This is a genomic window from Corynebacterium ulceribovis DSM 45146 (assembly GCF_000372445.1).
Lineage (GTDB): Bacteria > Actinomycetota > Actinomycetes > Mycobacteriales > Mycobacteriaceae > Corynebacterium > Corynebacterium ulceribovis.
This window is the reverse complement of the sequence record NZ_AQUY01000002.1, coordinates 535,027-559,091: the sequence shown is the minus strand read 5'-3', so window position 1 is coordinate 559,091 and position 24,065 is coordinate 535,027. Positions and strand designations below refer to the sequence as shown.

The 24,065-nt window shown below is 59.2% G+C and carries 22 protein-coding genes; 9 read left to right on the top strand and 13 right to left on the bottom strand.

Features of this window, described 5'->3' with window-relative positions; genetic code table 11:
* Positions 1-2: 2 nt before the first annotated feature.
* Positions 3-1,073: a quinolinate synthase NadA gene (gene nadA, locus A3EC_RS0108120; protein ID WP_018024688.1), complete on the bottom strand. Its 1,071-nt coding sequence runs from the start codon at positions 1,071-1,073 to the stop codon at positions 3-5.
* Positions 1,074-1,312: 239 nt separating this feature from the next.
* On the opposite strand from nadA, the gene A3EC_RS12525 reads away from it, so the two are divergent.
* The gene (locus A3EC_RS12525; RefSeq protein WP_018024687.1) at positions 1,313-5,053 is read left to right on the top strand and encodes a hypothetical protein; all 3,741 of its coding nucleotides are present in this window, start codon (positions 1,313-1,315) and stop codon (positions 5,051-5,053) included.
* Here A3EC_RS12525 and A3EC_RS0108110 read toward each other — a convergent pair.
* From A3EC_RS0108110 to A3EC_RS0108090, 5 genes are all read right to left on the bottom strand, one after another.
* The gene (locus A3EC_RS0108110) at positions 5,028-5,594 is read right to left on the bottom strand and encodes a hypothetical protein (RefSeq protein ID WP_018024686.1); all 567 of its coding nucleotides are present in this window, start codon (positions 5,592-5,594) and stop codon (positions 5,028-5,030) included. The two genes, A3EC_RS12525 and A3EC_RS0108110, sit on opposite strands and share 26 nt — an antisense overlap.
* 10 nt (positions 5,595-5,604) lie before the next feature.
* A complete protein-coding gene (locus A3EC_RS0108105) occupies positions 5,605-6,972 on the bottom strand; it encodes an MFS transporter (protein ID WP_018024685.1) in 1,368 nt (455 codons plus the stop codon).
* Between the two features lie 41 nt (positions 6,973-7,013).
* Positions 7,014-7,301: a biotin synthase auxiliary protein BsaP gene (gene bsaP / locus A3EC_RS11840; RefSeq protein WP_018024684.1), complete on the bottom strand. Its 288-nt coding sequence runs from the start codon at positions 7,299-7,301 to the stop codon at positions 7,014-7,016.
* Positions 7,302-7,303: 2 nt separating this feature from the next.
* Positions 7,304-8,317, bottom strand: a complete 1,014-nt coding sequence (gene bioB / locus A3EC_RS0108095; protein WP_018024683.1) for a biotin synthase BioB — start codon at positions 8,315-8,317, stop codon at positions 7,304-7,306.
* Between the two features lie 200 nt (positions 8,318-8,517).
* Positions 8,518-8,814, bottom strand: a complete 297-nt coding sequence (locus tag A3EC_RS0108090) for a hypothetical protein (RefSeq protein ID WP_018024682.1) — start codon at positions 8,812-8,814, stop codon at positions 8,518-8,520.
* Positions 8,815-8,891: 77 nt separating this feature from the next.
* Here A3EC_RS0108090 and A3EC_RS0108085 point away from each other — a divergent pair, with 77 nt between their 5' ends.
* Together A3EC_RS0108085 and glgX are read left to right on the top strand one after the other, a co-directional pair.
* A complete protein-coding gene (locus A3EC_RS0108085) occupies positions 8,892-9,476 on the top strand; it encodes a TetR family transcriptional regulator (RefSeq protein WP_018024681.1) in 585 nt (194 codons plus the stop codon).
* Positions 9,477-9,523: 47 nt separating this feature from the next.
* Complete coding sequence (gene glgX, locus A3EC_RS0108080) at positions 9,524-11,674, top strand: glycogen debranching protein GlgX (protein ID WP_018024680.1); 2,151 nt, start codon at positions 9,524-9,526, stop codon at positions 11,672-11,674.
* Here glgX and A3EC_RS0108075 read toward each other — a convergent pair.
* Entirely contained in the window at positions 11,671-11,907 is a 237-nt protein-coding gene (locus tag A3EC_RS0108075) for a HigA family addiction module antitoxin (protein WP_018024679.1), read from the bottom strand. The genes glgX and A3EC_RS0108075 overlap by 4 nt on opposite strands.
* Before the next feature lie 143 nt (positions 11,908-12,050).
* Between A3EC_RS0108075 and A3EC_RS11835 the strand changes: the two genes are divergently transcribed.
* The 4 genes from A3EC_RS11835 to A3EC_RS0108055 all read left to right on the top strand — a co-directional run bounded on the left by A3EC_RS11835 (position 12,051) and on the right by A3EC_RS0108055 (position 17,797).
* A complete protein-coding gene (locus tag A3EC_RS11835) occupies positions 12,051-13,457 on the top strand; it encodes a 3'-5' exonuclease (protein ID WP_018024678.1) in 1,407 nt (468 codons plus the stop codon).
* Between the two features lie 141 nt (positions 13,458-13,598).
* Entirely contained in the window at positions 13,599-14,312 is a 714-nt protein-coding gene (locus A3EC_RS0108065; RefSeq protein WP_018024677.1) for a hypothetical protein, read from the top strand.
* A gap of 24 nt (positions 14,313-14,336) precedes the next feature.
* A complete protein-coding gene (gene treY, locus A3EC_RS0108060) occupies positions 14,337-16,736 on the top strand; it encodes a malto-oligosyltrehalose synthase (protein WP_018024676.1) in 2,400 nt (799 codons plus the stop codon).
* Entirely contained in the window at positions 16,736-17,797 is a 1,062-nt protein-coding gene (locus A3EC_RS0108055; protein ID WP_018024675.1) for a GTP pyrophosphokinase, read from the top strand. Before treY ends, A3EC_RS0108055 begins: the two co-directional genes overlap by 1 nt.
* 27 nt (positions 17,798-17,824) lie before the next feature.
* Here the strand turns inward: A3EC_RS0108055 and A3EC_RS0108050 are convergent, their stop codons facing one another.
* Genes A3EC_RS0108050 through A3EC_RS0108040 form a run of 3 tightly spaced genes read right to left on the bottom strand, consistent with a single transcriptional unit; the run spans position 17,825 to position 20,492 of the window.
* Positions 17,825-18,616, bottom strand: a complete 792-nt coding sequence (locus A3EC_RS0108050) for an ABC transporter ATP-binding protein (protein ID WP_018024674.1) — start codon at positions 18,614-18,616, stop codon at positions 17,825-17,827.
* Positions 18,617-18,621: 5 nt separating this feature from the next.
* Complete coding sequence (locus A3EC_RS0108045) at positions 18,622-19,503, bottom strand: ABC transporter permease (protein WP_018024673.1); 882 nt, start codon at positions 19,501-19,503, stop codon at positions 18,622-18,624.
* Positions 19,500-20,492, bottom strand: coding sequence for an ABC transporter substrate-binding protein (locus A3EC_RS0108040; protein WP_018024672.1), 993 nt, complete (start codon positions 20,490-20,492; stop codon positions 19,500-19,502). The genes A3EC_RS0108045 and A3EC_RS0108040 overlap by 4 nt, the downstream gene beginning before the upstream one ends.
* 136 nt (positions 20,493-20,628) lie before the next feature.
* On the opposite strand from A3EC_RS0108040, the gene A3EC_RS0108035 reads away from it, so the two are divergent.
* Positions 20,629-21,129: a heme-binding beta-barrel domain-containing protein gene (locus tag A3EC_RS0108035; RefSeq protein ID WP_018024671.1), complete on the top strand. Its 501-nt coding sequence runs from the start codon at positions 20,629-20,631 to the stop codon at positions 21,127-21,129.
* 337 nt (positions 21,130-21,466) lie between these two features.
* Positions 21,467-22,648, top strand: a complete 1,182-nt coding sequence (locus A3EC_RS12520) for an HNH endonuclease signature motif containing protein (RefSeq protein WP_018024670.1) — start codon at positions 21,467-21,469, stop codon at positions 22,646-22,648.
* 67 nt (positions 22,649-22,715) lie between these two features.
* Here the strand turns inward: A3EC_RS12520 and A3EC_RS0108025 are convergent, their stop codons facing one another.
* From A3EC_RS0108025 to A3EC_RS0108015, 3 genes are read right to left on the bottom strand one after another with little or no spacing between them, the layout of a single operon-like run.
* The gene (locus A3EC_RS0108025) at positions 22,716-23,117 is read right to left on the bottom strand and encodes an RNA-binding S4 domain-containing protein (RefSeq protein WP_018024669.1); all 402 of its coding nucleotides are present in this window, start codon (positions 23,115-23,117) and stop codon (positions 22,716-22,718) included.
* The gene (locus tag A3EC_RS0108020; RefSeq protein ID WP_018024668.1) at positions 23,114-23,356 is read right to left on the bottom strand and encodes a hypothetical protein; all 243 of its coding nucleotides are present in this window, start codon (positions 23,354-23,356) and stop codon (positions 23,114-23,116) included. Before A3EC_RS0108020 ends, A3EC_RS0108025 begins: the two co-directional genes overlap by 4 nt.
* A complete protein-coding gene (locus A3EC_RS0108015) occupies positions 23,350-24,045 on the bottom strand; it encodes a YigZ family protein (protein ID WP_018024667.1) in 696 nt (231 codons plus the stop codon). Before A3EC_RS0108015 ends, A3EC_RS0108020 begins: the two co-directional genes overlap by 7 nt.
* Positions 24,046-24,065 lie beyond the last annotated feature (20 nt).

Sequence of the window (24,065 nt, the reverse complement as noted above, 5' to 3'; positions counted from 1 at the left end):
GCTTACTCGCCACCACCAGGCTGGCCAATGGCAATCATGCGTTCCAGGGATGCGCGGGCCTTATCCGCAACATCGGTTGGCACATCCACTTCGTCGGCGCCCAAAGCCAAGCTACGCAGCAGGGCTGCCGGGGTGATCATCTTCATGTACGAGCAGGATGCGCGGTCGTTAATCGGTTCGAAGTCCACGTCTGGGGCGGCTTTACGCAGCTGGTGCAGCATGCCAATTTCGGTGGCCACCAGCACCTTCTTCTGGCCGGACTTTTCTGCCTTGTGTGCTTCATCCAGCATCGCGCCGGTGGACAGCATATGCACGCGGTCCTGCTCAATGGTGCCTTCGCCTGCCAGGTAAATGGCGGAGTTTGCGCAGCCACATTCTGGGTGAATGTAGAGGTCAGCGTCTGGGTTTTCGGTGGCGCGGTCCTTGAGCTCCTGGCCATTGATATTGGCGTGGACGTGGCATTCACCGGCCCAGATGCGGATATTGTCGCGGCCAGTTTCGCGTTTGACGTGTGCGCCAAGGAACTGGTCTGGGTTGAACAGCACGTCCTTATCGGCTGGCAACGATGCGACCACTTCCACTGCGTTGGAGCTGGTGCAGCACACGTCGGTCAGTGCTTTCACGTCGGCGGTGGTGTTGACGTAGGACACCACGATGGCGTCTGGGTACTCTGCCTTCCACTCGGCGAGCTGCTCGGCGGTGATGGAATCTGCCAGGGAGCAGCCGGCGCGCTCATCTGGGATGAGGACCGTCTTTTCTGGGCTGAGGATTTTCGCGGATTCTGCCATGAAATGCACACCGCAGAAAACGATGACGTCTGCGTCGGTTTCGGCAGCGATGCGGGACAGTCCTAGGGAGTCGCCGGTGTAATCGGCGATGTCCTGGATTTCTGGGAGTTGGTAGTTGTGCGCCAAAATGACGGCGTTGCGGGCTTTGGCAAGGCGTCGAACTTCGGCTGCCCAGTGTTCGTCAGCTTCGATTCCGCTGTATCCGTGCGGGCCGTCGGTGATCTGGTCCAGCAGATCAGATTCGAGTGGGGCAAGCGCGGGGCGGTTGCTGGCAACGCTGGTCAATTCGCTTCTCCTTGATTTGCCAAGACTACTTCTTCTTTGTGCCTGGTTAATTGGGGATGGGCAATATTCTATGTCGTAGCGACGAAATTGCCGATTCCGCCCCGCAGTCTGCACAAAACCGAACATAGTAGCTAGTGTGCTGCGGTAGTGTCTGAGGAGGTTGCTAACTTCATCATTGTTCAACCACCGCGGGGTTTGTCCGCCGTTATGGTGGATCTTGTAGGCATGAAAGGAGCTTCATGAATAGTGCTTCGCTCTTCCAGAATCCTGCCCCGTGGTGGCGGCAGCCAGATCAGCCACAGGTTGCGCTCACCGCTCCTCGCTCTCATGCCTACACACATGCCGATATCCCTGGCGAGCTGTCCGAGCAACTTGATGACTTTCTGTTTGAGCTATTACTTCCTTCCGAATTCACACCGCTAGACACGCTGCTGGAGCGAACCGGTGAGGCACGACGCGGATCGCTGGAATCGGAGTATTGGAGCTGCCTGCAAGTGTTAGGCACCACGTGGTATCGGCGCGGCGAGCTGCCGGAGGGTTTTGCGGAGCTGTCCCCGCAGTTGCAGTCGGAGTGGTTTGCTGCGGCCTACTTCTTCGAAACGATGAATGGTGAACTGCAGCTGGCCCAGCTGACCTGCGCGCAGTGGGAACAGCTGGCCGCAGATACCGACGATGCGTTGATGTACCACCAGGCGCACAGCCGCCTACTTGCGGTGGCAAGTTTGCTAGCCGCGAACTATCCCGATTTCACCCATCCGTGCATTGCTCCTGCTGAACTTACGGACTCGATGACCCGTGGCCCGCGCTGGTCAGAGCTGCGCGATTTCGCCCCTGCTGATGGCGAGCGCGCATTGTTCACCGATGTCATTGATGCCTACATTTACGCCGGTCAGCAGCTGCACGACGAGGCGGCGGCGCTGGAACTAGCGGCGATCCTCGAGCAGCTCCCGCAGCGTTCGACCGACTTGCTGGGGATGTTCGTTTCTGGCCCACCGCTGCTGATGCTCCTGGTCCGAATGTCGAATGCAGCCTCCCCTGCGGAACATGCGTACCTGCACGAACATGCGATTGCGACCGCTGCACAGTCGGCAGACCCAGCTGCAACCCTATTCCGCAGCTATCTCCAGTTGGGGATGCTGTCGGCACTGATGGATGAGCAGGACGAAGCGCTCCGGTGTCTCGCTGCAGCCTCTGAAGTTGCCCACGCCGCGAAGTTCCCATTTTTGGCCTTCGAATCCGAGACTTTCCGGGCCAAGACGTTGGCCAAACTTGGTCGTTGGGACAGCTTCGATGCTTTGACCGCGGATATTCTGCACCGCCAGGACCTATATTTGCTCAGCAGGTTCCGCTTCGACTTTGCGGTCAACGCAATTGAGCGCGCCACCGCAGTCGGAGACATTGATACGAAAGTAGCGGCCGCACGATTCGGCCTCGCCAACGTCGACCCGCACACCGCCGATGCCGCAGTTGCGCGGTTATTTCTACTTTTCGGGCAGGCGCTTATTGACGGAAGCGTGCAGGATGTCGTACACGCCATCACCGTGCTCGAGCAGATTTCCGAGCTCCTACCCCGCCGCAGCATCGCTGAAGAATTGGAGTTCGCAGAAACCCTGGCCGAGTTGCATTTGCGCGCCGACAGCTTCAATCAGGCTTTAGTGCATTCGACTCAGGCAGTGCTGCTGGCTGAAGAATTGGACGGCCCGGATGCGCCGGCCGCTCAGATTGATGCGTGGGTGCGGCTTGCTTGCGCGTGGGGCTACTCCCGGTGGTGGCGGGACCCAGCAATCCCGGTGGCGTATGCCCTTAGTTTGATCGGTTTTTCTTTCGATTCTTCGTCGGAGGCAGTGTCCAAGCTGGCCGCGCTTCAGGAATACAAGTCGCAATACATGGAGCCGTTTCCGTTTGCCCCCATGCCGATTACGACCGAATCGAAGGTCGAAGCAATGGAGTTTCTGACGCAGGCAGTCTCGCAGGACGCCTCCTTCGATCCGGTTGAAGTGCCCACCGTTGCTGGCGAGCACACGATGATCCCGCAGCAAGAAGTACACCCACTTCCTTCCGATCTGAGCGCTTTCATCAGTGAATGTATTGCCGCCCGGTTGACCAATGACTTCGTCACTTTGCGTCGAGCTCCATCCCATTTCGCTCGCTATATTTGGCCACAGTTCTCGGAAACTGCGTCCTACCTCCTCGACGATGAAGAGGAGTGGATCGAGTGCTTCCTGCAGGGCTTCGCGGCCGGGATCCACTTTGATGATGCCGCGCTCATTGACACGATCAATGAAGTGTCAATGGTGGTGGAAGTTAACTGCGACAGCGATGTGATGTTGTTGGTGCGGTCGCTGATTAATGCGACGTGGGATTTGCGTCAAGCCTTTTTGCTTGACGACGTTCGCAGCCAGCAACGACAGATTGTGGTGCTGCAACGGAAGCTGGGCTTCGCGAACAAACTCATTGAGGAAGGCTCCCCAGAGCTGGCACCGGTGGTGTCGCAGCAGCTTGCTTGGGTGTTTGTCCAAGCCGAGTCGGCGCTGCGGGACTTGGCGTCGAGCCGTATTTTCGCGCCGAATGCAGACTTGGCAGCGAAATTGCAGGCGGTAGCTGACCATTTCAATCCCGGTATTGCCGAAGCTCGGATGGAGTGGGCACGCGAAGCAGATCAGTTATTCCGTGCCTTTTCTGACGACAGTATTTATGCGCCGGAAAGCGCGGCGGCTGGGCAGCTGCTCGAACACATCAGTACCGAGCCGACTCACACGCCAGTACTGGCTGCAAGCCGGGCGTTAGCTCTGCTCAGTAGTTATTCTCGTGCGCTCGGCGAGTTCAAGGATGGTCGCCGATGTGCGTTGGCGAGTCTGGAGATTTCGCTTCGCCACGGTCTGGTGGCTGATGCGCTGACTGCAGCCGCATTGTTAGCGCAGTGCGGTACGCGGCCACGGCATGCGGCCGTGTTCTTGGAACGTACCGAACCACTACTTGCGGAAGTACAGCACATTGCGGGCAGTAACAAGGTACTGACGTACTTGCGACAGGTTGCCAGTGCATATGGGGTGCTTGAGCGCCATGACGAATACATCGCGGCCCTAGATGCAGCTGCGGATTATGCCGCATCAATTCATGAGCTCCGGGTAGCAGCGGAACTGCGCTTTGAATTGTCGTTGTGTTACCGCGAGCTCGATGACTTGGACGCCGCATTCGATAGTTTGATGCACACTATTCATTTGCGGCGCCGAATTGGTGACACCAACATCGCAGCACAGACCATGCTGCAAGCGGCACTGACCGTGGCGCATTTGGATATCGCGGATGCTGAACAGCAAGCCTATAAGCGGGCCGAGGAAGCTCTCGTCATGCTGAAAAGTGAGGCCGAGTGCTTAGGCGTCGCCCGTGGTTTGTACACCAATGCGCTGCTGAGTTTTGATTTTGAGAACCAGGGCCGCTTTCGATATTTCTCCGGTGAGCTGAAGAAACTTCAAGAACAAGTGGAGCTGCTCGATGGCCGAATCAAGGTCGATCCAGATGAGCTAGCCAACCTGGTGACGCATGTCGATGAACTTGCGGAAGAGTGGCCAGAACCGACTATCGACAACGCTGCTCCCGACACCGAGGATGACGCGGTCGAGTGGGAGGACAACGAGGTCACCGACGACGCTGACAGTTGGGATGACGATGATTGGGAAGAGGAGGATGACTGGGACGACGAGGATGAGGAGGAATACGAGGACGACGATGAGTCTGAAGACCGAAATATCGACGTCAATCCAGATCAGTTGAGTCTGCCCTTCTTCGATCTTCCCGAGCACCTGCATGTAGTCTCCGCTGAACCCCCTCACGGCCCTGTCTCCAAGAGCTCAGAGTGGTCAGAAAAGCTCAACGAAGCGCTCAAGCCTGAAGGCCCGCCAGTCACGCCGGAGGAACAATTCTCCGAGGTCACCGATCCCTTCGAGTCCGAACCTAACTTTGATCCGGAGTCGGAGTAGCCGGTTCGTCGTCATCACCGGCGACGAACATGCCCAACCAATAGGCAGCGACCGCCAGGGTTGATTCCACAATGATCGCCACACCAGGATTCATCGCCGGGAAAACTTCGGCGATATCCCCCGGTTGGAAGTTGTCCAGGTTCGGCACCGGGTGCATCAGGTCGCCCACACCCAGCGCTACCAGCAACATGAGGTAGGAACCAACTAGTCCGACGGCTAAGACCCACAGCAGCATGACAGGGCCGCGGCTGCGGCGTAAACGTCCAAAAGCAAATGCCCCGACCGCCGCACCGAGCACCATCGAAACGACGGTGAACCAAGCAACATTGTCGAACCCAGCGCCGGAGGTCAACGGGTCAATTGCTAGCGCCAACCCATTGTCCAATTCGACGGCCTGAGCTGACGTGGTTGCGCCGAAAGCGCCGATCGCGGCGCCGGCCAACGCGTTGAGCACCATGGCGATGGAAAACAGCAACCCCGCGTCACCGAAGAACGGCGAAATCCGCGGGGCTGAAGGTTGGGTGGGCATCGGTTCAGGCATGCCAGTTAATCTACTCGCTAACGCGAGCTTCTTGACGAAGTGGTGCGTTTCGGGATTCCTTCACAAACGACACGGCCAGCAGGCCAACCAGCGACATGGCAATCATGTACGCGGCAATCGCGAGGGAGGAATCGAAACGGTTCAGCAGCATCTGCGCGATCATCGCGGAGAATGCACCGCCGATAATGGAACCGAGCGCATAGGCCAACGAAATGCCGGAGTAGCGCAGCTCCGCGGGAAACAACTCCGCGAACATCGACGAGGTGGGCCCGTAGGAAAGCCCAAGCCCTGGGATGAGCAACACAACGCCGACACCGAAAAGCCACAAGCTCCCGTCCGCACCGGCGCGGTCAACCAACAGGAACATCGGCACCATCGCCACGGCCTGCAGCACAAAACCGAGTTGGTGGGCACGGACCCGGCCGATGGCATCGGAGAGGACCCCGCCCCACAACGTGGTACCAATCCACAGCACCGCAGCCAGCAGCAGGCAGAGCATCACCGGAACTTGCGGCAGCCCCCACGTCTTAATGGCATAGGTGCCCATGAACGCAATGATGATGTAGCCGCAGGCATTATTGCCCGCAAAAACCAGCGCGAGGTGCACAATACGGCGCCATTGTTCCCGGAAAGTGCGGCCAATCGGTGCGGAGGAACGGCGTTGGAGTTGTTGCATTTCGACGAACACCGGGGACTCGTCAACGGCGCGGCGAATAACAATGCCGATGACCACCAGCACCAACGAGCACAGGAATGGGATGCGCCAGCCGAAGGACATGAACTGCTCTTCGGACATCGCTGCGCGGGTCAGCAAAATCGTGGCGGACGCCAGCGCTAAGCCAGCGGGAACACCGATTTGCGGGAAGGCACCATTGCGGCCGCGGCGTCCCACCGGTGCGTGTTCAACAGACAACAACACTGCCCCACCCCATTCACCACCTGCTGAAATGCCTTGCAGCACACGCAGCGCAATGAGCAGCAGCGGCGCAGCAGCACCGATCTGGGCGTAGGTCGGGAGCAAGCCGATAGCCACGGTTGCCCCACCCATGAGGAACAAGGTGAGCGCTAGGGTGCGCTTGCGTCCAATGGTGTCGCCGAGGTGACCGCCGATAATAGCGCCCAAGGGGCGGAAGAGGAAGCTGATGCCGACGGTGGCGAAAGATAGGACGGTGGCGAGGCCTGGGTTGGATTGGCCGAGTGGGCCGAAAAATAGGGCGCCGAAGACAATGCCGGCGGCTTGGGCGTACACCAGGAAGTCGAACATTTCGACGGTGGTGCCAATGACGGTTGCGGCGAGGACGCGCCGCTCTTCGCGGGGTGTGACGGCGCTGGCGGCAGCACTGTCCACATCCCGGATCATGGTGGTGTTTTCATTCATCAGATATGTGTATACCGGGTGTGGCAGTGCTTTGCGGGTATTTACCGCTCCAACAGCGCAGAGTCGACACTGCCATGGCGGGAGCATTTCGCTGTCCAGCCGTCTGGTCGCACCTGCACAATCATGCGGCGCTTGCACAGTGGGCAGTAACGAGGTGCTTCCAGCCCGGCGCGCGCTGCGTGTGACAGTGCGGGAGTTTCCCCGGCTGCGAGGTCAGCGCCGGTGTACGGGTCGTAGAGGTGCCCTTCGCCGGTCAGGAAGGTCAGGGCCAGTTCCGTAAATGGGCTGGCTTCGGCCGGGGAGGCGGAGGCTCGGGTGCGTGTTGTCATGATTAGCAGGTGGCGTTGAGGGCTTTAATTGGCAGACGCAGTTTGCCGAGCATATCGACGTCGGTTTCGGCGCGGCGGCCCAACGTGGTCAGGTAGTTGCCAACGATCAGGGCGTTGATGCCGCCCAGCAGGCCTTGTTCGGCACCGAGGTCGCCCAAGGTTAGTTCACGGCCGCCGGCAAAGCGCAGCATCGTTTTCGGCAGCGCCAGGCGGAAAGCACCGATAGCGCGGAGGGCTTCTTCGGCTGGCAGTGGCTCGCGGCCGGCGAATGGGGTGCCTGGGCGTGGGTCGAGGAAGTTCAGTGGCACTTCGTGTGGGTCGAGTTCTTGCAGCTGCACTGCGAATTCGGCGCGCTGTTCCACGGTCTCCCCCATGCCGAGGATGCCGCCACAGCACACTTCCATACCCGCTTCTTTGACCATTTCCAGCGTGGACATGCGGTGTTCCCAGGTGTGGGTGGTGACAACTGATGGGAAGTGGGAGCGAGCGGTTTCCAGGTTGTGGTTGTAGCGGTGTACGCCCGCTTTCGCGAGGCGGTCGACCTGTTCCTGGGTCAGGGAGCCGATGGAGACAGCTACGTTGATGTCCACTTCGGACTGGATGGCCTGGATGGCTTGTTCAACTTGCTGCATGAGTCGCTCATCTGGTCCGGAGACCGCGGCGACGATGCAGAATTCGGTGGCGCCGGACTTCAAGGATTGCTTGGCGGCATCGACCAGCGATGGGATGTCCAGCCAGGCGGCGCGCACCGGGGAGTCGAAAAGGCCGGATTGGGCGCAGAAGTGGCAGTCTTCTGGGCAGCCGCCGGTTTTCAGGGAGATAATTCCTTCGACTTCGACGTCTTCGCCGCACCATTTCAGGCGGACGTCGTGGGCGAGCTTGAGTAGTTCTTCGTTGCGGTCGAAAGGCAGCTGGAATACCTGGACCAGTTCGTCGTAGTTCAGGCCTTCGCCGCGGCCAAGCACCTTGTCGCGGGCTAGGTCGAGGATGTCGGTCGTGGTGACGCTGGTGGTCATTGGGCTGCCTCCAAGAGGTTAACGTTGTGAAACTAAGAACTTGAACACTGTTTTGAACGGTGTTTAATAGAGCGTAGCGGACTTAGTTCACCTGACAAACCCAAACCATAAAAAACGCTGGCCAGCGCGGCGATTTCTCACCGGGCTACCAGCGTTTTCCTGCAGCGCCAGTTAGTTAGCGCGCATTGACCAGTTTGCGACTAGTGCTCGTCGTAGTGGTCGCCGTGGGCTGCATGGCGGTGTCCGTCATGCAGGTAGTCCACGTGGTCACCGTGCGGCACTGCTTCGTGGCCACAGTTGTCACCGTGGACATGTCCGCCGTGGTCTTCGGCCTGCACGTGGCCAGTTGGTTCGCATTCGACCCATTCGCCATCTACCTTGCGGTGGATGTGACCGTCGTGCGCGTAGTCAGTGTGGTCACCGTGCTCGAATGCTTGGTGTCCACAGTCAGCACCATGTTCATGGTCGTGGGCAGCGTGCACCTTGTGTTCACTCATTGGAATCCCTCGCTCTCTTTGGATACTGGGTATTCACCTCTAATTCTACGCCTGTGGTTTAGCTTCCCCAAGGGATTGTGCGCACTATCATCGAGTTCATGCAGCTTTCCCGCGAGACCATTGTTGACGCCGCCCTCCTCATCCTCGACGAGTACGGCCTCCAAGATCTCTCCATCCGCCGACTCGCCAAACAACTCGACGTCGCCGCTGGCGCCATGTACTGGCACTTCCCCTCCAAACAGGCACTGCTGGGTGGTATCGCCGACCGTCTCCTCGCGCCGCTGTCCCGACCGTCGCTTATTGACGTTGCGACCACTGACCAGTGGCGCAGCAAAGCTGCGCAGTTCGCAGACACGTTCCACCGCTGTCTGACCAGTCACCGCGATGGCGCTGAAGTTGTCTCCGCTGCCTTGGCCACCCGCACCGCCAGCGCGGATCCCGCTGCGCTGCTGCAACAGATCCTCGGGGCAGCTGACCTCGCAATCAGCCCGAAGCACGCTGCTGAGACACTCATCTATTTCATCCTAGGCGCGACCGTTGATGAACAGACAGCAGAAAATCTAGCTGCCGCCGATCCGTCAAAAAGCAACGATGGGGCCGCACACCACAAGCGCATCGCTACCGGTATTGACATCATCCTGGCCGGCACCTCCGCTGTCTGACTGCCGACAGCGGGACTAACGGGCACGGTACATATAAGGTTAACTGCATGACCCCAGTAACAACCGTTGGCGATTACCTCGTGTGGCCAGGCGATGCCTACCCACTCGGCTCCACCTATGACGGCGCAGGCACCAACTTTGCCCTGTTCTCTGACATTGCAGAAAAGGTCGAGCTCTGCCTGATTGACCGGGACGAAAACGAAACCCGCATCCCACTGGAAGAAGTCGACGCCCACACCTGGCACTGCTACCTACCAGGTGTCGCGCCCGGTCAGCGCTACGGCTACCGCGTGTACGGCCCATACGACCCGGCCCGCGGCCACCGCTGCGACCCGAACAAGTTGCTGGTCGACCCATACGCCAAAGCCTTCGACGGTGAATTCGACGGCCACCCGTCGCTATTTAGCTACGACATCACCGACCCGTCGAACCCGCATGGCCGCAACACCGAAGATTCCCTCGGCCACACCATGAAATCCGTGGTCATTAACCCATTCTTCGACTGGGGCGCTGACCGCCCGCCACGCCACCCATACGACAAAACCGTCATCTACGAAGCGCACGTCAAGGGCATGACCATGACCCACCCAGACGTGCCGGAATCACTCCGCGGCACCTACGCTGGCCTCGCGCACCCCGCGATCATCTCCTACCTCAAAGACCTTGGTGTCACGGCGATTGAACTGCTGCCAGTACACCAATTCCTGCAGGATGACCGCCTGCGCGAACTGGGACTGCGCAACTACTGGGGCTACAACACCTTCGGCTTCCTCGCCCCGCACCAGGACTACGCGGCGGCCCGGAAACCAGGCGGCGCAGTATCCGAATTCAAAGGCATGGTCCGCGCATTCCACGAAGCGGATATTGAAGTGATTTTGGACGTGGTGTACAACCACACCGCCGAAGGTAACCACCTCGGCCCAACCATCGCATTCCGCGGTATCGACAATGCGGCCTACTACCGGCTCGTCGATGGCGACCCAACGCACTACATGGACTACACCGGCACCGGTAACTCCCTGAACGTGCGCCATCCACATACCCTGCAGCTGATTCTCGATTCGCTGCGCTACTGGGTCGAAGAAATGCACGTCGACGGATTCCGCTTCGACTTGGCTTCTACCCTGGCCCGCGAACTCCACGACGTCGATAAGCTCTCTGCCTTCTTCGACCTCGTGCAACAGGACCCAATTGTCTCGCAGGTCAAACTGATTGCTGAGCCATGGGACGTCGGCGAAGGTGGCTACCAGGTCGGTAACTTCCCAGCGATTTGGACCGAGTGGAACGGTAAATACCGCGACACCGTCCGCGACTTCTGGCGCGGCGAACCAGCCACCCTCGGCGAATTCGCCTCCCGCATCACCGGCTCCTCCGACCTGTACGCACACAACGGTCGCCGCCCAACCGCATCCATTAACTTCGTCACCGCCCACGACGGCTTCACCCTGAACGACTTGGTGTCCTACAACGAGAAGGACAACTGGGCCAACGGTGAGGAAAACCGCGACGGTGAATCCCACAACCGGTCGTGGAACTGCGGCGTGGAAGGCTCCACCGACGACGAAACCGTCAACAGTCTGCGTCGCCGTCAGCGCCGCAACTTCCTGACTACCATGATGATGTCGCTGGGCACCCCAATGATTTGCCACGGCGATGAAATGGGTCGCACGCAGCGCGGCAACAATAACGTCTACTGCCAAGACAATGAACTGGCGTGGATTGATTGGCAGCAGGTCAAAACCAACTCGGAGCTGGTGGACTTCACCACCTTCCTCATTGAGATGCGCAAAAAGCATGCGGTGTTCCGCCGCCGCCGCTTCCTCAAGGGCGGCCCGCTGGGTGAAGACGCCGAAGGCCGTGACGTGGCATGGCTGACTTACGCCGGCCGTGTGATGACCCCCGAGGACTGGGACTTCGACTTCGGTAAATCGCTGATGATGTACCTCAACGGTCACGCCATCACCGAGCCGGATGAGCGCGGCCAGCGCATTGTCGATGACAGTTTCCTAGTGTGCTTCAACGCGCACTACGAGGACATTATGTTCCAGGTGCCGGGCTCCGATTACAGCGACCGGTGGAAGGTACTGGTGAACACCTACGAGCTGACTGGTCGCCCAACCCGTGAGCAGTTTGTGGAGGCCGAGGGCGAAATCCGCGTTCCGTCCCGCTCCATTGTCATTCTGATTGAGGCGAACTAGTTCGCTTCGAATTGTCGCTGTAAGTTGGTCCAGTGGCCGGGCCGGGTTCCGAAGAATTCGGTCAGGCGCTGGTCTAGGTCTGGGGTTGCGGGCCGTTGCCCGGCGATGAAGCGGCCTAGCTGCGACGATGGTACGTCAATGCTGACGGCCAAGTAGTAGATGGACAGGTTTCGAGGGGCCAGGAAATCTTGGGCCAGGACGGTTCCGGGATGTGCAACGGCAGTTCGAGCCATTGGGTTTCTCCTTCGCGGCGTACAAGCTGAGGTCCAACGTGGCCACAGCATAGCCAGCCCGTGTTAACTCTTCGCAGCCCTCTGCAAATGTTTGGTGAATTCTTGCCAAACTCTCCCCGCCTCCACCCAGGTAGACTGGCCACATGGAGTTTTTGGGATACGGCGCACGCCTGGCAATGAGCAACACCACTGTCCGCATCGAACGAGGTCTCCTCGCCCGCGGTCGCCACGGCACCGTCACCGAAATCCCAGTATCCGCCATCACCGGCGTCGACACCGCGGCGCCGTCCCCATTGGTTCCAGGTTTCATCCGCGTGCTTATTGACGATATGGAGCCCGACTCGCAATCTTTGGTTGACGATTCCGCCGAAACAATGTGGCTGCTAGTGGCACACGCTGCTGTTATCGAGGAATTTCCGAAGGCCCTGGAGCAGGCCCGTGCAGGCCAGCTATCTGATGAGCTGCCGCCACTGGCGAACCTCGCTGAACCAACTTTGTTGGTCGGCGCAGGCAACGCGGATGCTGGCGCTGGTGCTGGCTCTGGCGCTGGTGCGCCGATTGACTTCGTGGCCGTCGATGTTGAAACCGCCAATGACCAGCTCGGTTCCATCTGCCAAATCGGAGCTGCAGTGGTGCGCGGCGGAAAAATCACTGACACATACAGCTGGCTGTGCCGCCCACCTGCAGGCTTGGAGGCGTTCGCGGAAGAAAACGTTGGCGTTCATGGCATCCGCCCATCGGATGTGGCAACTGAGCCAACATTCTTGGAACGCTTCAACGAACTGAAGAGCATTGTCGGCACAGCTCCGTTAGTAGCGCACAACGCCGCGTTCGATATGGGCGCATTCCAGCAGGCCGCGAAAGCGTCGGGCGCACAGTTGCCGGAGTGGGAATTCGGCTGCACACTCATGTGGGCTCGGCGCGCAGTTCCGGGGTTGAAGAACTACCGGCTCACTACGGTCGCTGGTGAAGCGGGCGTCACGGTGGAAAACCATCACGATGCCAAGGAAGATGCGGTCGCTTCGGCACATATTGCGCTGTGGCTGATGGCAGGCGATCACAATTACACCCCGGCGAAATACGCCGAGTCGATTCGGTTCGCGCAGGGCCGGCTCTCCCCGGCCGGGTTGGTGTTCGTGCATAACTCCGGCGGTCCAGCTGGTGGCAAAACCACGATCGCCCCAGCGGGAGCTGCGCCGAAGCAGCAGCGCCAAGCTCGGTGGGACGCAGCGAAAACCCCAGATGTTATTCCGGAAACCAACACGGATGCCAACCCGGACAATCCTCTTTTTGGCGCCAATGTCACGCTCACTGGCGACTTCGCCCCGCACGACAAGGGCGAGTTGTGGAATCTGATTGCCCGAGCGGGCGGCACCGTCGGCAAGAATGTCACGAAGAAGACCACCGTGTTGGTGGCGGGCCCATGGGATACGGTGACGTCGAAGCAGAAGCGTGCGGAGGAGCTGCAGGCCAAGGGCCAGGACATTGAGATTTGGACGGCGAACCAGCTGCTTGATGCGCTCGGATTGAACGAAGCGCCCCCGTTCTGACCTGCAACTTCAGCACGCTTTCCCCCGAACGGGGTTAGCGCGCTAGACTCGGGCGGACCATTTGGGCGCGCGCTGCGTCTAAAGACATGAGAAAGTAGGCATAGCTTTTACGGGGGAAACGTGCGAAACGAGGCGAATCACATGAACTCAGGTGTGCCGGAAGTCGTTCCGGTGCTGCGGCCACACTCTTGGCTCCTGACTTTTGATCACCTGCCATTGGAAGACCGCCCAATCTGGACCTTCGCCGGAGACGATTTCATCTCTGCGCTGTACCGGCCAGCCGCCCAGCACTTCGTCACCGCCGGCGACATTGCCAAACAAGGCATTTCGCTTATTGACGCAATCGATACGGCAGCAAATAATTTCATTGCGGCAAACAGTTCCGCCAGCGGCTTAAATATCCAGATTCGTCCGGCCCAAGCGATCATTGATCTGGTGTCCCCACAAGGAGACCACGCCCCAGGTATTCAGATCCGAGCAGACAATGGCTACGCCAGCTCGTGGCTCACCCACCGAGAAACGTTGCGTGCTGTCGTCGACACGCTCGGAAGGTACTTCAATGATGTACCCCTATTCTTCCCCATCACCACTGACCTGCTGATTGCGGCACCGACCGGGGCTGATGGGCTCGAGCTGCTGTATCAGTTTGCGATGGACACCTACCGTGCAGCTGGCACGGACGCGATTTCCGCGCTGGCACACACCTGTGACGATGTCGCGCTACAACTGTGGACGCCACAAGTAGCCCGACCGGAGCGCCGCGCACACCTTTATGCCTTGCAGCAAACGACGCTTGCGCCCCATGGACACCCAATGCCGAACTACAGTGGACAGGGTGCACATATCCTCGCCTAGCTTTGAAGGGCTGTGAGTAACTCCATGACTCGGCAACCGATCACGTCGACCTACCGACTGCAGATGCGCGGGCCACAAGCAGATCCACAAGGTCGCGCGTTCACCTTCGCCGACGCCGAAACGATCGTGCCCTACCTGAAAGAGCTGGGTGTCTCCCACCTCTACCTCTCCCCAATTCTGACCTCCCTGCCGGACTCCAACCACGGCTACGACGTCATTGACCCCACCGAAATCAACCCAGAACTCGGTGGCCGGGAAGGCCTGCAAAAGCTAGCAGACACCGCACATGCCGCCGGACTTGGCATCATTATCGACATCGTGCCGAACCACGTTGGGATCGCCGACCCACAAGCTAACGAGTGGTGGTGGGACGTGCTGAAAAATGGTCGCGACTCCCAGTACGAGCCTTACTTCGATATTGACTGGCACCAAGACAACGGCATTAACGGCAAGATGGGCCTGCCAGTGTTGGGCAGCCCCGAAGACGTCAATAAGCTCGAAATTGACCGCAGTGGCTCCGAACCACTGCTGCGCTACTACGACAACGTCTACCCCATCGCCGACGGCACTGACGAAGGCAGCCCGCAAGAGGTCCACGACCGGCAGTGCTACCGACTGACCTACTGGCGCGACGGCATTATCGGCTACCGCCGATTCTTCTCCGTGGACGGGCTGGCCGGTATTCGCCAAGAAACCCCAATTGTTTTCGAACACACCCACCGCATCCTGCGGGAACTCGTCGCCGCCGACATTATTGACGGTGTCCGCGTCGACCACCCCGACGGCCTTGCTGACCCATTCGGCTACTTGAACCAGCTGCGCGAAGTAGTTGGCGCGGATAAATGGCTGGTCGTTGAGAAGATTCTTGGGTCCGATGAACCACTTGACCCGCGCCTGGCGGTCGACGGCACTACCGGCTACGACGCGCTCCGCGAACTCGATGGCGTGTTCATCAACCGCTCCGCCGAAGACGCCATGTCCATCCTCGCGCTCCAACAAACCGGCTCCACCTGGGACGCCGAAGCGCTACACGCCACCGAACGGGAACTGAAAAAGTCGGTAGCCGCCACCGAATTGGGCGCAGAAGTCCGTCGCCTTGCCCGCGCGCTGCGCCGTGACAACTGGTCCACCGCCGGCGGTTTCGTCTCCGACGAGCTGCTCTTCGACACCATCTGCGAAGTCGTAGCCGCCATGCCGGTCTACCGCGCCGACTACGTCTCCTTGTCCCGCGTCACTGCCATGGTCATCTCCGATATGGCCGAACGTTTCCCATCTCGCGTGTTGGCACTGTCGCTTATCGCTGCGGGCCTGGTTGCGCACTCCGAAGCCGCCGTCCGCTTCGCCCAAGTCTGTGGTGCCGTCATGGCCAAGGGCGTGGAAGACACCACCTTCTACCGAGCATCCCGCCTCGTCAGCCTGAATGAAGTCGGCGGCGACCCCGGAAAGTTCGGCGTCTCCGCCGCCGAATTCCACCTGCTGCAAGACGAACGCGCCCGCCTCTGGCCACGCGCCATGACCACCCTGTCCACCCACGACACCAAACGCGGCGAAGATGTCCGTGCCCGCATCAGCCAGCTAACCGAACTGGCCGGTGATTGGACTGAAGTCGTTCGTCAATGGTCCGCCGTCACCCCAGCTCCTGATGGCGGTACCGGCTACTTCCTGCTGCAGAACATCATCGGGGTGTGGCCAGCCGACGGCGTCATCACCGACGAATTCCGTGACCGGATTCGCGCCTACGCGGAGAAGGCAAACCGCGAAGCTGGACTGCGCACCACCTGGACAGACCAAAACCAGAGTTTCGAACTGGCGGTGGAACACTGGCTGGATGCCCTGCTCGATGGTCCGTTGACCTCCTCCATCACCGAGTTTGTGCAGCGCATCGACGCTCCAGCGCAAGTGGTCAGCCACTCCCGCAAACTGCTGCAACTGATCGGCCCTGGCATTCCAGATGTGTACCAGGGCACGGAGTTCACCGAGGACACGCTGGTAGACCCAGATAACCGCCGCTTCATTGACTACACCGCGCGGCTACAAACCCTGCACAAGATTCGCGCCGAAGGTGCCAGCACCGCCGACGAAGTCAAGCAACTCATTGTTACCGAGTCGCTGCGACTGCGCCAAGACCGCCGGGAATCCTTCGTTGGTGGCCGCTACCAGCCAGTATTCGGTAAAGGCGAGCAGGAACACCAAGTGGTGGGTATGGCACGTGGCCCAGTCGGGCAGGATGTGGATATCATCGCGCTGGTCACCCGCCGCCCAATCAGCCTGAACCGGGCCGGCGGCTGGGGCAACACCACCGTCACCTTGCCGGAAGGCACCTGGATTGACCGGCTGACCGGCCACACCTGGTCCGGCACCGTGGGCGTGGACAGTTTGTTCGCGCAGCATCCGCAGGCGTTGTTGGTTGCGGAGCGCAGCTAGTGGCTCGCCGCTCCAGCCGCAGTGCCCGCCCGGATGTCATTCCGGAGCTCCGGCGGCACTTCGAAGAGTTCCATAAGGCGCACCCAGCTGCAGCCACCAACATCGAAGAGGCGTTATCGGAGCTGCTCAGCGACGCCGGTGTGTCCTACGACCGGGTGTCCTGCCGAGTGAAAAGCTGGCGTTCCCTCCGGGCAAAAGCCGTCCGGCAGGAACTGGCAGGTGAACCGCGCTGGTCCTACCCGGATCCGTGGCACGATATCCACGACATTATCGGCGCCCGCGTCACCACGTTCCACTCCACCGCCATCCCCACGGTCATTGATGTGCTTTCCGACGCATTGGAAATCCTCGAGACCGAAGACAAAACCACCCAAACCCGGGTCTCCGGCGAATTCGGATACGGCTCCCATCACCTGATTGCGCGCATCCCGACCCCAGCCCCACCGGGGTTAGAAGGCTACGAAGATTCCACGTTAGAAGTCCAGATCCGCACGGTGCTGCAACATGCGTGGGCCGAATTTGAGCACGACATTCGCTACAAGGCTGACCCTCGGAAGGTGGACTTGGATTCAGTCGCCGATGCCCGCATTGACCGAGCATTCACACTCGCAGCTGGCCTCATTGAACTAGCGGACCAGCAATTCGACCAGATCGCAGCGGTGCTGGATGAGCGCTCCCCCGATACGTCAATAAGCACCGGGGCCGATGACGTGGACATCGTTGCCGAGGACCTGCCGGGCATGTTGACGTTGATGCTTGGGCCACGATTTCCGAGGTCGCGCGCCGACCAATACCCGTGGATCAAGCAGCTGCTGACCGCCAATGACGTGCAAACCGTTGGGCAGCTGCGGGAGCTGACTACCCCGGAAAATGTTGCCGACGTTATCGACGCCACCGGCTACTCCTTCACGCCTGGACATGCGCGTGTTGTCGATGACCTGCTGCTTCAGCAGTTTGGCGACCAGCACATTGCGGCGACTGCGGAGCTGGGTCGCAGTGCGCAGCGCAAGAATGTGCTGAAGTCGCGGCTTAAGCAGCGGCTAAAAAGCCAGCGGAGCTAATCCCACCAGAACTGCCATTCAGTACGGTCAGCCGAGGAATGCCTTGTCAGACAGGGTCGCGCCCTTGATATTTGCGAATTCCTGCAGCAGGTCGCGCACCGTCAGCTTCGCCTTCGTTTCGGCGTCAGCTTCATACACAATCTGTCCTTCATGCATCATGATCAGCCGGTTACCCAGCCGCAATGCTTGCTCCATATTGTGGGTGACCATCAATGTGGTCAGGTTGCCCTCACCGACGATCTTCTGCGTCAAGGTGGTCACCAACTCCGCGCGCTGCGGGTCCAAGGCTGCGGTGTGTTCGTCCAAAAGCATAATCTGCGGGTTCGTGAAACCAGCCATGAGCAGCGACAATGCCTGACGCTGACCACCGGAAAGCAAACCCACTTTCGCCGACAGACGATCTTCCAGCCCCAGCTCCAGCGTGCGTAAATGCTCAACGAACAGCTCGCGCCGCTTACTGGTCAAACTTGGACCGAGCCCGCGCGGTTTGCCTCGCTGCAACGCCAGCGCCAGGTTCTCCTCAATCGTCAAATTCGGCGCGGTACCTGCCAGTGGATCCTGGAACACGCGGCCAACGAAGCGAGCACGCTTGTGCTCCGGCAGCTTATTCACCTTCTTGTCGCCAATTTTCACCACACCGGAATCGACAAAAATGCGGCCAGCGACGGTGTTCAGCAGCGTGGACTTACCGGCACCATTGGAACCAATGACGGTGACAAAATCGCCCTTATCGAGGTGCAACGACAGATTATTCAGCGCAACCCGCTCATTAATCGTGCCGGGGAAGAAGGTCTTGGTAATTGACTCAATGTTCAACATGTTCGCTACACCTTTGCTTTCGCAGCTGGTTTCCGACCACCAAGCGCCGACCGCCATCGTGGCAACAGCAACGCCACAATCACCAGCAGCGCGGTAATCAGCTTCATGTCATTCGGGTTCAAGCCGACTTCCAGCGCCGCGAAAATAATCAGTCGGTACACCACGGCACCAACCACCACGGCGAATGTTGCCAGCCAGAGGAACCGCTGACCGAAAATTGCCTGGCCCATAATCACCGACGCCAAACCAATCAGAATCAGGCCGATACCCATTGAAATATCCGCAAAACCTTGGTACTGCGCAACCAGCGCACCAGCAGCACCGACTAAGCCATTCGACAAACCAAGCGTCAACGTTTTAGTGAAATCAGTGGACACACCGAAGGAAGTAATCATCGGGCCGTTGTCGCCGGTCGCCCGGATGGAAAGCCCCAGGTCAGTGGTGAGGAACCACACGACGACCAAACCAAGCACAACCAGAAACGCCGCGACAATACCAATGCCAGCCCACGTGCCCAGCAGATCTGCTTTGCGCAGCGGGGTAAACAGCGTGTCTTTGCGCAGCAACGGCACGTTCGCAGTGCCCATGATCCGCAGATTGATCGACCACAGCGCGATCATGGTCAAAATACCGGCCAACAAACCGTCAATACGCCCCTTGGTGTGCAACAAACCGGTGACCGTACCGGCAAGGAAACCGGCACCGAAACCGGCGAGGGTCGCAAGGACCGGGGACCAGCCGTTGACTAGCAGGACGGCCGCAGTTGCCGCACCGGTGGTGAAGCTGCCGTCGACGGTCAGGTCCGGGAAGTGCAGCACTCGGAAGGTGAGGTACACGCCAAGCGCGACAACACCGTAGAGCAACCCGAGTTCAACAGCACTGATCATTTAGCTTCTTCCGCCTTATCCAAAATTGCCTGCGGAATGGTCACACCTTGGCGCTTGGCAGCTTCCTCGTTGACGACGTAGGTGAACTCGGTAGCCTTTTCAACTGGGGTTTCGGCTGGGTCAGCGTCTTCCTTCAGGATGCGCAGCGCCATTTCACCGGTCTGCTTGCCGAGCTTCTTGTAGTCAATGCCCAAGGTGGCAATCGCGCCGCCCTCAACGGTGCCGGCTTCCGCGGCGATAACTGGAATCTTCTTCTCCTCGGCGACCTGCACCAGGGAGGCGATACCGGAGACAATCATGTTGTCGGTTGGGACGTAAATGGCGTCGACATCACCGAGCGCGCCGACGGCCTGCTGGATTTCGGAGACGCTGGTGACAGTTTGGGTCTTAATTTCCAGGTCGCGGGACTTGGCTGCTTCCTTCGCCGCGTCGACCTGAACCTGCGAGTTCACTTCGCCGGAGGCGTACACAATGCCGACGTTCTTCGCGTCTGGCACCAGTTCCTTGAGCAGGTCGAACTGGTCTTCAACTGGGGCGACGTCGGAGGTGCCGGTGACGTTGCTGCCTGGCTTGTCCTCGGATTCGACCAGGTCAGCGGTGACTGGGTCGGTGACGGCGGTGAAGACCACTGGGATGTTAACGATGTTCTGCGCGGTGGCTTGCGCGGCTGGGGTGGCCACGGCGAGGACCAGGTCGAGGTCCTTTGCGGAGAACTGCTGCGCGATGGTCAGCGCCGTGGACTGCTCGCCGTTGGCGTTCTGCTCGGTGAATTCGACGTCGACGCCAGCTTCGTCGAAGGCTTCCTTGAAGCCTGCGGTGGCGGCGTCGAGGGCTGGGTGCTGAACGAGCTGGTTAATGCCGATTTGGTATGTGTCGGCGGAGGCGGAATCGTTGCCGTCGTTGGAGCAGCCGGCGAGGACAAGGCCGGTGGCGGCGAGGGCCGCGGTGATGGTGGTGGCACGCTTGGCGCCAGCCTTGGTGATAATCATTTTCTTATTCCCCTCTCGGGCAAGTGTGAAGTAATACTCAGATAAACCTACTTGTTTGGTGCATCGCTGGGATAATTTTGGCTACAATGGCGCCACTTTCCTCCCCCATTTCGACACTTCAGGTACCGTCGGGGGTATGCATTTACATCCGCTGGTTACCCCACTTGAACTACTCATCGGCACTTGGTCCGGAGAAGGCCAAGGCAACTACCCGACCATCGACGCCTTCCGCTACCGCGAAACCGTGACGTTTAGCGCCGCCCCAAATAAGCCATTCCTGCGCTACGAGCAGAAAACACAAAGCGCCGACGGCACGCCAATGCACACCGAGCTGGGCTTTTTGCGACCAACCGGCGACGGGAAGATTGAATTCGTACTCGCACAGCCGACCGGGCAGACCGAATCCCTCGAAGGAACATTGCTTATTGACGAAGGGGGTCAGGTTCAGATTTCTGTGGCTTCTGCGCAGGTCACGAACACAGCTGCCGCAAAGCAGGTGGATGCGACGAAGCGTGAGTATGCCTTTACACCGGCGGCGGGCGATGTTGCAGCACACGCACTTACCCGCTTCGACATGGCTGCTGTTGGCGAGCCAATGCAGCAACACCTAGTCAGCGAGCTGAGCAAGCAGGGTTAGCTGGCGGCTTGAGCGATAGCCCCCGGTACGACGGATCCTCGTGGCCACATCGCGGGCCGCAATCGTCAATAAGCACAAAATTGAGTAGGTACCAGGAAATCGAACATCCGAGACCGTGAAATACGTTGCACGGAAATAGTTCTGACAACTTAATAGAACACGGGTTCTAACTTCGCGCACTTTGTCGAAAATACTGTCGGTTCGATGTGTTAATTTCGAACGCGTGAACGAATTTAGCAACCCGCCGCCCGTTACTCAGAATTTTCTTCCGCCTGGTGACACGAACCAGAAATACTGGTCGATTGAAACTAGCTGCGCACCTACCGCTTCGTTAGTTATGCAACGTAACCAGCAAACAGTTGACCTTGCATTTCTACTGCGTCCGGACACTTTAGATACTGGATTCGATGACCATTTTCGAGAGCTCGGCACCGGACTTGGTTTGACTCGTTGGCAATTTGAAAAGCTCGCAACAATCGGCTGGGCGCTGAGCCACTTGCCCGCATTGCGGGAGTTTTTGAATCGACGCCCAATTCTCGGTTTCGATCATTTGCGCTATATTGCGGAAACCGCTTTTCCGTTGTCGGACCCGATCGTTATTGCAGAACTAGACCTTCATCTGACCGAGTATTTGGAACCGCGCATCGACAACCAAAATCTGCCGAGTCCGCGTGCGATGCTCAATCAGATTAAACGAATTATGGAACTGCTCGCACCGCTCTACCGCCCCATAGACAAAGAGGAGAAAACCGAAAAGGAGCGGCGGCGACGTGCAGGAACCTTCGACATAGATGACCGCGCTGAAGATTCGACGACTTTCTATCTCACCCTGTCGAAGGGCGATGCCGAGCGGGTACGCCTAGCAATCGACAAAGTCGCAACTCGCGATGGCATGACGAAAGCAGAGGCACTACTGAGTCTTATCGATGGCAGTTCTGCAGTGTCCACTACGCTGCACCTTTATGCCAATGCGGACATCCCAATGCTCTGGGCCGACCGCGTTGGTTGGCTCACGCCTTTTCTCGCACAGCCGCTCCTCAGTCGCATAACCGAGCTGGTGCTTGAAAACACCAAACCGGCTGCTACCAGTGCATACACCCCAACTGCGGAACAAGTGCGCTATGTGCGAGCGCGTGATGGTCAATGCCGCGCGCCAGGCTGTGAAACACCAGCCCACCGATGCGAAATCGACCACATCATTCCGTTTGATGCGGGCGGGCCAACGGATGTCGACAATCTCCATTGCTTGTGCAAGTCGCACCATCAGCTGAAAACCGCTCGCTACTCCCACCTGATTATGGGTTTTTCGGGAGTGCAGGCATGGACCAGCCACGACAGTGACGAGGTGACTTACACGGTGCCGGAAGGTCCCCTGTCGAAGCACTACCCGATGGTGAACTTCGCACAAATGAAGCAGAACGCATCCGAGCGCGTCACCGCCCACAATGAGCGCCGCCACGAAGTGGGACTAGGCGACTACGGCAATCTGCAGGATTTTGATGAAGAGCCACCGTTCTGAGCGGATTTATACCTTCTATAAAGGGAAATTCGTTTATCCCCCGCCACGCCGCATGAACCACCACGATTCAGTAGCTACTCCGCCCGCGCAACCTATCCAACTGGCGTCGTTCCTTCTTTGTCGGCCGCCCCGAACCACGAGGACGCATCGGTACCGCACCCATCACTTCCCACGACGGCCGCTCCGGACTGTTATCCACGTAACAAGTCTTCGCAATCGGCGCACCCACGCGCTTCAGCAACGTCTTTTCCACCGTCACTACAGTTTCCCGGTGATTCGCCCACAGTCGCACCGCATCACCCGGCACCACCTGGGCAGCAGGCTTGACAACCTTGTCGTTGATACGAACATGCCCACCACGACATGCCGCAGCAGCATCACCGCGAGTTTTCACCAAACGAACAGCCCACAACCACACATCGATCCGCACCGCGGCGGAACCATCATGATCAGCTGCCGAATGACTCACTGTGGGTCGCGGTGGTTCACAATCTTCCGGACCTTGTTGAAGTACCCCAGCCCCACCAAAATACCGACCAGGGAAATCAGAATGAACGTGCCGAAAGAACCGGCCATCAGACCAAGGACAGCACCGGTTGCAAGACCGCCACCGGTCCACACAACCGCGGAACGCGAATACTTTCGCACGGCTTGCTTCCGCAGTTCAATAGGATTGGCGTTATAAGGATTCAGGCTCACAGTCACCATTCTAACCATGTGTGCCCAGCAGCTGAAGTTGTCAGCGCACCATGGCTCAGCGCCTGCAACAACGCATCCAACTCTGCGACCGCTTCCTCCGTCGCCGGGACCGCCAAAGTCAGCACGGCTTTGCTGCGATACGCGACATCCACCACCGTCACCCCGCGCGCCCGCAACTCCGCCTCAATCCGTCCGGCATCCGCATGCCGCACTTCCAGACTACGCAGCGCCCTCGGCGATTTCCGAACAACATCAACGTCAATAAGCACCTGCCGCACCGCATCTGAGTAGGCACTGACCAACCCACCAGTACCCAACTTCACCCCGCCGAAATACCGAATCACCACCGCGCCAATGTCGGTCAGACCCGACCCGGCCAACACATCCAGCATCGGCCGACCCGCGGTGCCCGACGGTTCGCCATCATCACTGGACCGCTCCACCCGGTTCGACCCCTCCACCTCATACAGGTACGCACTGCAGTGATGGCGCGCGTCTGGGAACTCCTCCCGCGCCTGCGCAATCAACCCCCGCGCCTCATCTTCGCTGCTCACGCGCCGAATCCACGTAATGAACCGACTGCGTTTAATCTCCAGCTCGCCAACAAACGTGCGACCCGCGACCGGCAACAGCAGTGGCGCATCCTCAGCCGGGTTAGAAGCCGGATTCGACGCCGGGTTAGAAGCAGAAGTAGACATAGATTCCAGGTTAGCTGCCG

What these genes read in the sequence shown, in the direction of transcription:
- A3EC_RS0108020 (WP_018024668.1), bottom strand. Translation starts at nt 23,356, where the DNA reads ATGGTGACTGTGAGCCTGAATCCTTATAACGCCAATCCTATTGAACTG.
- A3EC_RS12520 (WP_018024670.1), top strand. Translation starts at nt 21,467, where the DNA reads ATGCAACGTAACCAGCAAACAGTTGACCTTGCATTTCTACTGCGTCCG.
- treY (WP_018024676.1), top strand. Translation starts at nt 14,337, where the DNA reads ATGACTCGGCAACCGATCACGTCGACCTACCGACTGCAGATGCGCGGG.
- A3EC_RS0108105 (WP_018024685.1), bottom strand. Translation starts at nt 6,972, where the DNA reads ATGAATGAAAACACCACCATGATCCGGGATGTGGACAGTGCTGCCGCC.
- bsaP (WP_018024684.1), bottom strand. Translation starts at nt 7,301, where the DNA reads ATGACAACACGCACCCGAGCCTCCGCCTCCCCGGCCGAAGCCAGCCCA.
- A3EC_RS0108090 (WP_018024682.1), bottom strand. Translation starts at nt 8,814, where the DNA reads ATGAGTGAACACAAGGTGCACGCTGCCCACGACCATGAACATGGTGCT.
- A3EC_RS12525 (WP_018024687.1), top strand. Translation starts at nt 1,313, where the DNA reads ATGAATAGTGCTTCGCTCTTCCAGAATCCTGCCCCGTGGTGGCGGCAG.
- A3EC_RS0108065 (WP_018024677.1), top strand. Translation starts at nt 13,599, where the DNA reads ATGAACTCAGGTGTGCCGGAAGTCGTTCCGGTGCTGCGGCCACACTCT.
- A3EC_RS0108050 (WP_018024674.1), bottom strand. Translation starts at nt 18,616, where the DNA reads ATGTTGAACATTGAGTCAATTACCAAGACCTTCTTCCCCGGCACGATT.
- A3EC_RS0108110 (WP_018024686.1), bottom strand. Translation starts at nt 5,594, where the DNA reads ATGCCTGAACCGATGCCCACCCAACCTTCAGCCCCGCGGATTTCGCCG.
- A3EC_RS0108035 (WP_018024671.1), top strand. Translation starts at nt 20,629, where the DNA reads ATGCATTTACATCCGCTGGTTACCCCACTTGAACTACTCATCGGCACT.
- A3EC_RS11835 (WP_018024678.1), top strand. Translation starts at nt 12,051, where the DNA reads ATGGAGTTTTTGGGATACGGCGCACGCCTGGCAATGAGCAACACCACT.
- A3EC_RS0108015 (WP_018024667.1), bottom strand. Translation starts at nt 24,045, where the DNA reads ATGTCTACTTCTGCTTCTAACCCGGCGTCGAATCCGGCTTCTAACCCG.
- A3EC_RS0108075 (WP_018024679.1), bottom strand. Translation starts at nt 11,907, where the DNA reads ATGGCTCGAACTGCCGTTGCACATCCCGGAACCGTCCTGGCCCAAGAT.
- A3EC_RS0108045 (WP_018024673.1), bottom strand. Translation starts at nt 19,503, where the DNA reads ATGATCAGTGCTGTTGAACTCGGGTTGCTCTACGGTGTTGTCGCGCTT.
- bioB (WP_018024683.1), bottom strand. Translation starts at nt 8,317, where the DNA reads ATGACCACCAGCGTCACCACGACCGACATCCTCGACCTAGCCCGCGAC.
- A3EC_RS0108040 (WP_018024672.1), bottom strand. Translation starts at nt 20,492, where the DNA reads ATGATTATCACCAAGGCTGGCGCCAAGCGTGCCACCACCATCACCGCG.
- glgX (WP_018024680.1), top strand. Translation starts at nt 9,524, where the DNA reads ATGACCCCAGTAACAACCGTTGGCGATTACCTCGTGTGGCCAGGCGAT.